Origin of the sequence: Rouxiella badensis (assembly GCF_026967515.2) — a bacterium.
Classification (GTDB): Bacteria; Pseudomonadota; Gammaproteobacteria; order Enterobacterales; family Enterobacteriaceae; genus Rouxiella; species Rouxiella badensis.
The window spans coordinates 499050-511597 of record NZ_CP114062.1 but is presented as its reverse complement, the minus strand read 5'-3'; the positions used below and the strand labels follow the sequence as shown (position 1 = coordinate 511597).

Genomic DNA, 12548 nt, shown 5'->3' with positions numbered 1-12548 from the left:
AACCTGCAAGTATCTGAACCCTGTTGGTAGTCTAAACGAGAACTATATCACTAAAAATGCCCCGCTACCCTCGCTAAAACCAGATTATAACTTAAAAAGTACTTATCACATCACTGCGCATCCTTAAATTGGTGGGTCACATCATTACCAATGATGTGAAATCCCGCACGGCTACTAAACGAACGTGTTATCAGCACGCTGTGAAAAAGGGGAGAAAGAGGTTGCGGGCTTGTATGCCTGACCTTTAGGACTGACGATGACTGAAAGACTTGATCCCCCTCCCTTTGAAGCCCATCACTCAAGATTGGCTATTTTATTTTTGGGATTTGGTGAGGAAAAAGTTAGTTAGCTAAGTTAATAATGACTGTGAAAATTGTTAATTACAGAGCGAAAATCTTCTATCCAGCTGAACATTAAGAGGAAAATGATTTTTTACTCTCAAACAGTTTTTCGTAATGTCATATGGCTGACATAAAACTGACACAAATATTTTATAGATTGTTCACACAAATTATTGAGCTTTATGCTGCTTGAAGGTCTATAGGATATTCACTGATGAGCGATTACCTCCCCACTCGCCCCCTACCACTCAGTACCCCTTCGTTGCCGGTTTTGGTAAACAACGGAAAACAAAAAAATAAAAAAGCGATCCTCCTGTTTATGGGTCTCCTCGTGCTTGGCTGTGTTTTCACCGGCAGCCGTTTATTCGCCGATGTTCAACATACCGGTCTGACCGAGTCCCATAATCTGCTGCTGCTGTTGCCTGCCATTGCCCTGTTCGTCGCCCTTGGCTTTGAATTTATTAATGGTTTTCACGACACCGCCAACGCGGTAGCTACGGTTATCTACACCGGCTCTCTGCCCCCCACAGTGGCCGTTGTCTGGTCGAGCGCCTTCAACTTCCTCGGCGTACTCGCCTCCAGCGGCGCCGTCGCCTTTGGCATTATCTCTTTGCTGCCGGTTGAACTAACGCTACAGGCAGGCAGCAGCAACAGCTTTGCCATGATTTATGCCCTGTTATTCTCGGCAATTATCTGGAACCTCGGCACCTGGTGGCTTGGGCTGCCCGCCTCCTCCTCCCATACCCTGATAGGTTCGATCATCGGCGTAGGCGTCGCGAATGCCTTGCTGCACGGTCGCAGCGCAGCGAGCGGCGTCAATTGGGCGCAGGCCCTGAACATTGGCTATTCGCTGATACTGTCACCGATTGTCGGCTTCGTCTGTGCCGCTCTGCTGCTGATGCTGTTGAAGCGTCTGGTGAAAAAGCCGCAGCTTTACCGTGCTCCAGAGCGCAAAGGCGCGCCACCGCTGTGGATCCGCGGCCTGATGGTGTTGACCTGTACCGGCGTTTCCTTTGCCCACGGCTCGAATGATGGCCAGAAAGGCATGGGGCTGATTATGCTGATTCTGGTAGCGACTCTGCCTGTCACCTACTCGCTGAATCGCTCACTGCCTGCCTCGGCAACCTCGCAGCTGGTCACGCTGGCCGAGACCAGCAAAGCACAGTTGTTACAGCAGTTCCCTGAGGAAAATGTTCAGCCTCCGCGTGAGGTGTTAGCGACTTATTTGCGTGACGGGCAACGTACTTCGAAGGTTATCCCCGCACTGGCACAGATTGAAGGAATGATGGCCGCTACGCTTCATCAATACGGTTCGCTGAGCGACATCCCCGCAGCGAAAATTCCGAGGGTGCACAATGACCTCTACCTGGCGGCGGAGACTATCAAGCGGCTAGAGGCGGATAAAACGCTGATGCTGTCGGCCGCCACGCAGCAAAGCCTGCATCAATTGCAACAGCATATCGATGCCGCCACACAGTTCATTCCTTCATGGGTCAAGATTGCCGTCGCGCTTGCTTTGGGGCTTGGCACTTTGGTGGGCTGGCGACGCATCGTGACTACGCTTGGGGAGAAAATTGGTAAAAGCCACCTGAATTATGCTCAGGGCGTAAGCGCAGAACTGGTCACCATGGGCACGATTGGCGCAGCAGATGCTTTTGGCCTGCCTGTCTCGACCACGCACGTGCTGTCGTCTGGCATTGCTGGCGCGATGGCAGCCAACCGCTCCGGTCTGCAATCTGGCACGCTGCGTAACATGATTCTGGCATGGGTGTTAACTCTCCCCGCCGCCGCGCTGATTTCAGCCGGCCTTTACTGGATTTTTATCACTCTGTAACTCTTGATGTGGCAGGAATAACAAGCGATGTCTACTCACACAATCAACTATAACGATATGTTCGATGCGCGCCTTTTGCAGGAATTTTATGACAGTTATGAAGAGTCACTTGAGCTGGAGCTGGAAGAAGCCGGTCTTGAGGAGCCCCTCGATCAACAGGAAAAAGCCTGGCGCATACGCTATTTCCGCGAACTGCTGCACTTGCAGGGCGAACTGGTCAAACTCCAGAGCTGGGTAATGCGCACCGGCAAACGTATTGTGATCATTTTTGAAGGCCGAGACGCGGCCGGAAAAGGCGGCGTTATCAAGCGCATTACGCAACGCCTTAATCCTCGTGGTTGCCGGGTCGCCGCACTGCCTGCGCCCAACGAGCGCGAACGCACGCAGTGGTATTTCCAGCGCTATGTTTCGCATCTGCCCGCGGCCGGCGAAATCGTGTTGTTCGACCGCAGCTGGTACAACCGTGCGGGCGTGGAAAAGGTGATGGGCTTTTGCAGCGACGAAGAGTATGAAGAGTTCTACCGAAGCGTACCGGAATTCGAACGCATGCTGACGCGCAGTGGGATTCAAATCATCAAATACTGGTTCTCCATTACCGATGAAGAACAGGAGCTACGCTTCCTGAGCCGTATCCATGACCCGCTTAAACAGTGGAAACTCAGTCCTATGGATCTCGAGAGTCGCCGTCGCTGGGAAGACTACACCGAGGCGAAAGAAGTGATGCTGCAGCGCACTAACATTGAGGAAGCGCCGTGGTGGGTGGTGCAGGGCGTCGACAAGAAGAAGGCGCGTCTAAACTGCATCTCGCACCTGTTGCAGCAGGTACCTTATGAAGAAGGAGAGAGCAGCAACATTACGCTGCCGACCCGCGTTCATAAAGAGGAGTACACCCGTCACTCGGTGCCCGAAAGTATGATTGTGCCAGACCGCTATTAACCCTTCCCTCTCCCGTTTCTCCCTGTTTAGCTGAGCAGGGGGAGACTTTTGTACCTCTTTCCCGTCTTGTAAATAACTCTCCCCACGCTTTTCATGTGATGCAGATCACATTTATCAACATTAAATTATCTAATCAAAATACGGTAACAATTATTCTATTGAATGATAATGATTGCTATTTATAATAACATTCTCAATAACAAGTGGCCTCCATGCGCCATAAACCCATGCAAAATGTGGTTAATTTAGTTTTAGACAACTAAATCTCGCCCTATCAGGGCTTTTTGGGGCTCTTACATTCCCCTCAGCACATCAATAACTCTTAACTTACGATCCGTCGTCAGGCGGATAACGCTGCCATTTTTTTATGGCGGCAGGGCCTCTTACGTCTCAAAGAAAGGAACAGGATATGGTCTTACGTTCGCAAACTCAGGCAGTGACTCAACCGCAACTGTCCCCCCGCGCTACCGATCCTCAGGACGCTATTTTCAATGAAAAGCAGCTGTCGGCATGGGCACAGCAGACGCAAGACGTGTTGGCACTCATGACCAGCACGGTGAATAACGTTGAAAAACCGTTCAGTGGCATCCTGCCTCACGAGCTTGCCCCCCAATTTATCAACGTTGATCTCGACCAGCCTTTGGGCAGCAACGAAGCAGCGCTAGAAGAACTTAAAGACCTTTACCTGCGCGATGCAGTATGGTTCCACCACCCTAAATACGTTGCTCACCTCAACTGCCCGGTCGTGCTACCTTCTCTGCTGGCGGAGCAGATTATGGCCGCGGTGAACAGTTCGGTGGACACCTGGGACCAAAGTGCAGGCGGCACGCTTATCGAACAAAAGGTGATCGACTGGACGCTCTCACGTATTGGTCTGCCACCCTCCTCGGACGGTATTTTTACCAGTGGGGGAACGCAGTCCAACCTGATGGCCATGCTGCTAGCACGCGACAACTGGTGCGCGGCGCATCATCCCGGTCATCTGATTAAGCATCGTGGACTGCCACAGGATGCCAGCAAATGGCGCGTCTTTACCTCCAGACTCAGCCACTTCAGCATTCAAAAATCGATGGCGATTCTGGGACTGGGCTATGACGCAGTGATCCCGGTCGACTACGATGAGCTTTACCGCATGGACGTCGCGCAGCTTGAGCAGGAAATCTTGCGTTGTCATGAAGAAGGGCTGATCCCGATTGCCATTGTTGCCACCAGCGGCACCACCGATTTCGGCAGCATCGATCCGCTTCTGGATATCTCGACGCTGTGTCAGCGCTACGGTCTGTGGATGCACGTTGATGCGGCTTACGGCTGCGGTCTGCTGGTGTCTGAAAATCATCGCCAGCGTCTGGCCGGAATCGAAAAAGCGGACTCGGTCACCGTCGATTACCATAAATCCTTCTTCCAAACCGTCAGCTGCGGCGCGTTCTTTGTGCGTGATAAACACCACCTAAGTCACGTGACACATCATGCCGACTACCTCAACCCGCTGAGCGCGCAGCAGGAAGGCACGCCTAATCTGGTTAACAAAAGTATTCAGACCACCCGCCGCTTCGACGCACTGAAGATGTGGATGACCCTGCGTATTATGGGCCCCGTAGCGCTGGGCGAAGCCTTTGATAGCATCATTGCACTGACGCAAACTGCCCACCGACTGCTGCGCGCAAACCCGACCATTGAAGTACTCCACGCCCCGGAACTGACTACTCAGATTTTCCGTTACGTTCCCCGCCCAAGCATGAACCCTGCACAACTCGACGACGTTAACGCCAACATTCGTAAGGCGCTATTCCGCTCAGGCAATGCAGTCATTGCCGGAACCAAGGTCGATGGCCATCAGTACCTGAAATTCACCCTGCTGAATCCCACCACTACGGCAGCTGACATCGAAGACGTGATTGCTCTGATTGTGCATTACGGTCGCGAACAGGTGCGTGAATCTGCGCTGAATGCGGTTAACTCATAAGGACTTGATGATGAACAACAACATCCTTGATTTTATCGGCATTGGTCTAGGTCCCTTCAATCTCAGTCTGGCCTGCCTGAGCGAACCGGTTGAAGGCCTAAGCGGCGTATTTCTCGACCAGAATCCAGGCTTCGACTGGCATACCGGCATGATGCTGGAAAGCGCGCACCTGCAAACGCCTTTCATGGCCGATTTAGTGACGCTTGCCGATCCGACCAGCCCTTATAGCCTGCTGAACTATATGAAGCAGAAGGGAAAAATTTACTCCTTTTACATCCGTGAAGATTTCTTCCTGATGCGCAAAGAGTACAACCAGTACTGCCAGTGGGCCGCGTCAAAACTCAGCAATCTGCGCTGGAATACCCGCGTTGACTACGTCAGCTACGATGACAGTCTGCAATGCTATCGCGTGCGCACCGTGGATACGGTAAGCGGCAGAATGCAAGAGTGGCTAGGACGCCGTCTGGTACTCGGCACCGGCCCAAGCGCCTGGACACCCGCCTGTAGCCGCCCACATCGCGAACGTTTCACCCATTCCAGCGAATATCTGGTCAACAAGGAACAGCTGCAAAAGAAACGGTCTATCACCGTGTTGGGCAGTGGTCAGAGTGCGGCGGAGATCTATTACGATCTCCTGAGCGATATCGACCGCTTCGGCTATCAGCTGAACTGGGTCACCCGCGCGCCGCGCTTCTATCCGCTGGAATACACCAAGCTGACGCTGGAAATGACCTCGCCTGAATGGGTCGATTACTTCCACGCTCTGCCAGCAGCAAAGCGCGACGAAATAAACGCAACGCACAAGAATCTCTACAAGGGGATCAACAGCAGCCTAATCAATGACATCTATGACCTGATGTACGTAAAGCAGTTGGATGGAAATTTAGACGTCAATCTGTTTACGCATTCTGAACTGACCGATATGCGCTGGCTGCCGGAAGGCGAATTCGAGCTGTCGCTGCACCAGCAGGAGCAGGACAGCGCCTACACTCGCCGCACCGAAGGTCTGGTCATGGCGACCGGCTATCAATATCGTCCGCCGATGTTTATTGAAGGCATTGCGCAACGCCTGCGTTGGGATGAAAAAGGCCGTTACGACGTGCAGCGTAATTACAGCATTGACCATAACAATCAGGTGTTTGTGCAAAATGCCGAGCTGCATACGCACGGTTTTGTGACACCGGATCTCGGCATGGCCTGCTACCGCAATTCGGTCTTGCTGCGCGAACTGACCGGCCGTGAGGTGTATCCCGTCGAGCGCCAGATTGCTTTCCAAACCTTCCCGTCAAAATCGGAACGTTAAATATGTCTCAGTCCCTACTGTTCAAAACTTCCCGTCCGGCGGGCAACTTTACGCTTCGGCCAATGCGCACCGAGGATGCCGCACTGATTCACAGCTGGGTCACGCGCGATTATGCGCGCTTCTGGGGGATGCAAAACGACAGCCTCGAGAAAGTTGCCGCTTTTTATCAGCGCCTGACGGCGAATAACCCCCGGGCTGCATTGATCGGCTGCTGCGATGACCAGCCGGTATTCCTGATGGAGTTTTACCGCGCCAGCGAAGATGAGGTCGGTAAGCATTACGCCGCAAAGGCGGATGATTACGGCATGCACATCCTGATCGCGCCCGCCAATAAACCGGTGAAGCAGTTTAGCTGGCAGGTATTCACCGTAGTGATGGACTACATGTTCAGCCAGCCAGAGGTCAATCGCGTGGTGGTTGAACCGGACGTGCGTAACAACAAAATTCACCCGCTGAACAAGCGCGCGGGTTTCCGCTACCAGCACACCATCGATATGGGTCACAAAACCGCGTGGCTGGCCTTCTGCCAGCGTGAAGATTATCAACGAGCCTTACTGCAGGAATCGCTAACTATGAACAACACTACACCGCTGCTTACCGGAACTCACTTGTCAGCTGATAACTGGGCACAGGCCAACCGTATGCTGATCCGCAAAGCGATTGCCGAATTCGCCCACGAGAAAATCATTACCCCGAGTTCGGTGGGCAACGGGCGCTATTCGCTTGCCGTGCCGGGTGCCGAGGCCGAATACCGCTTTAACGCCAGCCTTCTGGCATTGGATCACTGGGAGATCGACGCCGACTCGTTGATCAAACAGGAAAATGGTCACTCTTTGGCCCTGGATGCGCTGCAATTTATTGTCGAATTTAATGCGCAAATCGGCATCCCCCAGGCGCTGTTGGCAACCTACATGGAAGAGATCAGCAGCACGCTGTGCAGCAGCGTCTACAAGCTGCAAAAGAATAATCCAGACAGTCAGGCGTTGGTCACAGCGGACTTCCAGACCGTTGAGGCCTCAATGACCGAAGGCCACCCCTGCTTCGTGGCCAACAATGGCCGTATCGGCTTTGACGCCCGTGACTATCTGGCCTTTGCGCCAGAGGCCGCAACGCCAATCAATCTGGTCTGGGTCGCGGTTCACCTGCGCAACGCGCACTTCTCCAGCCTGAGCAATCTGGAATACGATCGGCTGATGCAAGACGAACTGGGTCAGCCAACCGTTGAACATTTCAACGCTCAGCTGGTGGAGAAAGGCCTGTCAACCGACGACTACCTCTTTATGCCGGTTCACCCATGGCAGTGGCAAAACAAACTGCTGACGGTGTTTGCGGCGGATATTGCCAACAATGACATCGTCTATCTGGGAACCGGCGACGATCAGTATCAGGCGCAGCAGTCTATCCGCACCTTCTTTAACCGCAGCCAGCCTAAAAAACGCTACGTGAAAACAGCACTGTCCGTACTGAACATGGGCTTTATGCGCGGCCTGTCGCCTTATTACATGGCGACCACCCCGGCAATTAACGAATGGCTCGACGGTCTGGTGAAAAAGGATGCGTGGCTACAGCGTTGCGACTTCCGTATTCTGCGCGAGGTGGCGGCAGTGGGTTATCACAACCGCTACTACGAAAGGGCCATCAAGGGCGATTCTGCCTACAAGAAAATGTTTGCTGCGCTGTGGCGCGATAACCCGGTCGTCGATTTGAAGCCTAACCAGCGCCTGATGACCATGGCGTCCTTCCTGCACATCGACCCTCATCAGAAAGCCCTGCTGCCTGCGCTGATTGCCGACTCGGGGCTGCCGGCGGAACAGTGGATTGAACGCTACCTGACCTGCTACCTCAGCCCACTGCTGCACTGCTTCTATCAGCACGATCTGGTCTTTATGCCTCACGGCGAAAACCTGATCCTGCTGCTGGAGAATAACGTGCCGGTCAGCGCCTATATGAAAGACATTGGTGAAGAGATTGCGGTGATGAACCCGGAGGCGGTGCTGCCGGAGAAAGTGCAGCGTCTGGCGGTGGACGTACCGGAAAATCTGAAGATTCTGTCAATCTTTACCGATGTCTTCGACTGTATTTTCCGCTTTATTAGCGCCATTTTGCACCAGTCTGACACGCTGCCTGAAGAGAAGTTCTGGCAGGCGGTAGCGAACTGCGTGAAGGAATATCAGCACGCGCATCCGCAGTTCGCCAGCAAGTTTGCCCGTTACGATCTGTTCGCGCCGGAGTTCACCCGCTCCTGCCTGAACCGTCTGCAGTTGGCGAATAACCAGCAGATGATTAACCTGTCCGATCCGGCGGAAAACCTGAAGTTTGCCGGAACGCTGGTTAACCCGATTGCCCGCTGGCGATAACCGGCCCCGCTGTCCGGCATAAAAATGGGCACCTTGGCGCGGTCGCTTCGGCGACCGCGTTTTTATCATTTAATAAGAGGAAGGATCTCTGATGGCCCTTTTTGTACCCGCGTCGCGCCTGACTCGCAGACACCTGATTTTCCCGCTGTCGCTGGTGCTGTTCGAGTTTGCCACCTATATCGCGCACGACATGATTCAGCCCGGCATGCTGCTGGTTACCCACGAGTTTCACGTTGGACCAGAATGGGTTTCAGCGTCACTGACGGCCTATCTGATTGGCGGTATCATGCTGCAATGGCTGCTCGGTCCGCTTTCTGACAAGCTAGGACGCCGTCCGGTCATGCTCTCGGGCGTCGCATTTTTCATGCTGACCTGCATGGCGACACACTGGGTGCAAAGCATTGAGCAGTTCGTTGCGCTGCGCTTTCTACAGGGGATAAGCCTGTGCTTTATCGGCGCGGTGGGTTATGCCGCGATTCAGGAAGCCTTTGACGAATCGCTCAGCGTGAAGATTATGTCACTGATGGCCAATGTGGCGCTGCTGGCTCCGCTTGCAGGGCCATTGGCCGGTGCCGCCTTTCTCTCTTTCAGCGACTGGCGCACCATGTTCTGGGTCTTTGGCGGCATCACGGCCGTGGCGCTGGTTGGTCTGTGGCGGTCGATGCCCGAAACCTCGGGTGACCGTTCGACTTCGCTGTCTATCCCCTCGCTCGCCAAAGGTTACTACGCCCTTTTAAAAGACCGTCAGGTGATGAGCGGCTCGCTGGCTATTGGTTTGGCGACCGTTCCCTGTCTCGCCTGGGTGGCCCTGTCACCGGTTATTCTCATTCACGACGAAGGGCTTAGCAGGATGGATTATGCGCTTTTACAGTTGCCGGTATTCATCGCCATGATAGCCGGTAACCTGACGCTGGGCCGTCTTGCGACCCGTCTGCCTATCGAGCAACCGCTGCGGCTCGGTGCCTGGCCTATCCTCATCGGCCTGTTTATTGCGGCAATCAGCAGCGCCATCAACGCCCACAGCTACCTGTGGCTCACCGCCGGACTGAGCGTTTACGGCTTTGGTACCGGGCTGATCAACGCCGGACTTTACCGCCTGACGCTCTTTTCCAGCCGTGTGGGAAAAGGCCGCGTGGCAGCGATGCTGGGGATGGTCACTATCGTGGTATTTGCGTTGGGAATAGAGGCCGCCAAAGCCGCGTACTTTAGCGGTGGCAGCCTGCGCTTCAGCCTGATTAATCTTCTCTGCGGGGTGCTGTGGTTCTGTCTGGTCCGCGCCTTTTTAAGCGAAAATAAACGCCGTAGCACGCTTGCCGTTCAAGAGTAATCTTTCATAAAACTCTCCAAAGCGCCTGATACAGGCTATCGGGCGCTTCCTGGTCATCAGCCGTTTAATAGTTAAAAACCATTAATTAAAAAGATAAGTAAAATCAACAGTTGAAATGCTTAATAGAAAAGCTAATAATTCTCATTAAGATTACTCTTATCTTTATATCACCGCATCGCATTCCTTTGTGCCCTATATAGGCGAGCGGCAACAATTAATCTAATTTTCTAAGGGAATTGATAATGAGAATGCCTTTTAGCTTAAAGCGTTCTGTTCTGCTTTGTTCTGTCGCACTTTCTTTACCAGGTATGACGTACGCCGCGGATACAATGGTTGTTACCGCTCAGCCCGTCGATACGGCGACCTCGCCAACTATCGGCTATACGGCAACAACCTCAAAAGGGGCCACTAAAACCGACCGTCCTCTCGTGACCACCGCACAGTCAATTTCCGTCGTGACGCGTCAGCAAATTGAAGACCAGGGTGCGATGGACGTTAACCAGGCGTTGAACTACACCGCCGGAGCCTTCACCAACTTCGCGGGTGCGGCAACGCGTTACGATACCGTCGCCCTGCGCGGCTTCCACGGCGGCGACGTAGACAATATCTTCCTCGACGGCCTGCGTCTGATGACCGATGCGGGCAGCTACAACGCACTCCAGGTCGATCCGTGGTTCCTTGAGCGTATCGACGTCATCAAAGGTCCATCCTCCGCACCTTACGGCCAGTCCGTGCCGGGCGGATTGGTGATGGAAACCTCCAAGCGTCCGCAGTTTACCCAGGAAGGCCATTTCCGCCTCTCTTCCGGTAATAACAGCACCAGCGGCGCCGCATTTGATTACACCAATGCGATTAACGATCAGTGGGCGTTCCGCCTGACCGGTATGACCCACGACAGCAAGACTCAGTACGACCACACTCGCGAAGAGCGATACGCTATCTCCCCTTCCCTGCTGTGGCAGCCTGATGAAGACACTTCCCTGTTGTTCCGTGCCTATCTGCAGAAAGACCCGTCCGGCGGCTACCACAGCTCCGTGCCGGGCGAAGGCAGCGTAACCGAACACAACGGTCGTACATTGAGCAGTGGTTTTTATGACGGTGACAGCGCGCTGGATCAGTTCAAGCGCAGAGAACAGATGTACAGCGTTGAGTTCTCTCACCGCTTCAACGACACCTGGGCATTCCGCTCCAACGCTAACTATTCACACTCTGACGTCGACCTCGACCAGGTTTATCAGATTGGTTGGGATACCTCGAACCCAGACCTGTTGAACCGCTATTATTCCGGCTCACGTTCTTCACTGAACGCCTATGCCATCGACAACCAGCTGGAAGCAGACTTTGCCACAGGTGAAGTCAGCCACACCGTCATACTCGGCGCTGAATATCACCAGTACAGAAACAGCCTGAGCGATGCCAGCGGCTCCGCCAGCCAGCTGAATGTCGTGACCGGCCAAGCCGTGGGGACTAATCCGTCTTACACCTTCTATAATTCACGACGCAGCTACAGCCAGACCGGCGTTTATCTACAGGATGAGATGCTGTGGAAAAAATGGCACCTCGACCTGTCAGGTCGCTACGATCGCATCGTCTCCCAGACCGACAACTACGATTACGGCACCAAATATCGTCGTCAGGACGATCACGTGAGCACCCGTGCGTCACTGCTCTACGCGTTCGATAGCGGTATTTCGCCCTATATCAGCTACAGTCAAGCCATCACGCCGCAGTCTCTTTCCGGTGAAGACGGCAACCTGCTGAAGCCAACCACCTCCGAGCAGTATGAGACCGGGATTAAATACCAGCCGGTTGGCACTTCTGACCTCTACTCCGTGGCGCTGTATGACCTGACGCAAAATGATGTCGGCAACCGCGTCATCGTCGGCTCGTACTATGTTCCAGCTGGCAAAGTGCATTCTCAGGGCATTGAGCTCGAAGCGCACAATCAGCTGACCTCACGCCTGAGCACCATTGCCAGCTATACGCTGAACCACGTTCGCTACAAGGATTCCGTAGACGGCAACGACGGCCACACGCCTTACGTCACGCCAAACTCTATGGCCTCAGCCTGGGCGAAATATCAGTTTGACTACGGCATGAGCGGGGGGGCGGGGGTGCGTTACATAGGCAAACAGTGGGCGGACAACGAGAACACCCTGCGTGTAGCTCCGGTGACCCTGCTGGACGCCTCTCTGCGTGCCGATCTCGGTGCCTGGAACAACAGCCTGAAAGGCCTCTCGCTACAGGTTAACGTCAATAACCTGACCAACCGTAAATACGTTGCTGGCTGCTACGGCACCGGCTACTGCTACTGGGGTGCTGAGCGCAGCGTCGTAGCAACGGTCGGTTACGACTTCTGATAGCAAGTGATAGCAAGCCGATAATAAAGGGGCGTAATGCCCCTTTTTTGCTTAATAAACGGCGGCAAAAATTCGGGTGGGGAAACTCGCCATCGGCGCTCGGGGAATAATGGCGTGCCCGCGCATA

7 protein-coding genes are annotated in these 12548 nt (G+C 53.9%); all 7 read left to right on the top strand.

Annotated elements, in window-relative coordinates:
* Positions 1 to 660 precede the first annotated feature (660 nt).
* Positions 661 to 2175 (top strand): inorganic phosphate transporter, encoded by a 1515-nt coding sequence (locus tag O1V65_RS02550; RefSeq protein ID WP_269130131.1) that lies wholly within the window; start codon positions 661 to 663, stop codon positions 2173 to 2175.
* A 27-nt stretch (positions 2176 to 2202) separates the two neighbouring features.
* On the top strand, positions 2203 to 3111 hold the full coding sequence (ppk2, locus tag O1V65_RS02545) for a polyphosphate kinase 2 (protein WP_017492812.1): 909 nt from the start codon (positions 2203 to 2205) through the stop codon (positions 3109 to 3111).
* Between the two features lie 409 nt (positions 3112 to 3520).
* On the top strand, positions 3521 to 5074 hold the full coding sequence (locus O1V65_RS02540) for a pyridoxal phosphate-dependent decarboxylase family protein (protein ID WP_269130130.1): 1554 nt from the start codon (positions 3521 to 3523) through the stop codon (positions 5072 to 5074).
* Positions 5075 to 5084: 10 nt separating this feature from the next.
* A complete protein-coding gene (locus O1V65_RS02535) occupies positions 5085 to 6377 on the top strand; it encodes a lysine N(6)-hydroxylase/L-ornithine N(5)-oxygenase family protein (protein WP_165429960.1) in 1293 nt (430 codons plus the stop codon).
* Positions 6378 to 6379: 2 nt separating this feature from the next.
* Positions 6380 to 8734, top strand: coding sequence for a GNAT family N-acetyltransferase (locus O1V65_RS02530; RefSeq protein ID WP_017492815.1), 2355 nt, complete (start codon positions 6380 to 6382; stop codon positions 8732 to 8734).
* A 91-nt stretch (positions 8735 to 8825) separates the two neighbouring features.
* Positions 8826 to 10061 (top strand): MFS transporter, encoded by a 1236-nt coding sequence (locus O1V65_RS02525; RefSeq protein WP_269130129.1) that lies wholly within the window; start codon positions 8826 to 8828, stop codon positions 10059 to 10061.
* Between the two features lie 242 nt (positions 10062 to 10303).
* A complete protein-coding gene (locus O1V65_RS02520) occupies positions 10304 to 12421 on the top strand; it encodes a TonB-dependent siderophore receptor (RefSeq protein ID WP_026110660.1) in 2118 nt (705 codons plus the stop codon).
* Positions 12422 to 12548: the final 127 nt, after the last annotated feature.

What these genes read in the sequence shown, in the direction of transcription:
- O1V65_RS02550 (WP_269130131.1), top strand. Translation starts at nt 661, where the DNA reads ATGGGTCTCCTCGTGCTTGGCTGTGTTTTCACCGGCAGCCGTTTATTC.
- ppk2 (WP_017492812.1), top strand. Translation starts at nt 2,203, where the DNA reads ATGTCTACTCACACAATCAACTATAACGATATGTTCGATGCGCGCCTT.
- O1V65_RS02540 (WP_269130130.1), top strand. Translation starts at nt 3,521, where the DNA reads ATGGTCTTACGTTCGCAAACTCAGGCAGTGACTCAACCGCAACTGTCC.
- O1V65_RS02535 (WP_165429960.1), top strand. Translation starts at nt 5,085, where the DNA reads ATGAACAACAACATCCTTGATTTTATCGGCATTGGTCTAGGTCCCTTC.
- O1V65_RS02530 (WP_017492815.1), top strand. Translation starts at nt 6,380, where the DNA reads ATGTCTCAGTCCCTACTGTTCAAAACTTCCCGTCCGGCGGGCAACTTT.
- O1V65_RS02525 (WP_269130129.1), top strand. Translation starts at nt 8,826, where the DNA reads ATGGCCCTTTTTGTACCCGCGTCGCGCCTGACTCGCAGACACCTGATT.
- O1V65_RS02520 (WP_026110660.1), top strand. Translation starts at nt 10,304, where the DNA reads ATGAGAATGCCTTTTAGCTTAAAGCGTTCTGTTCTGCTTTGTTCTGTC.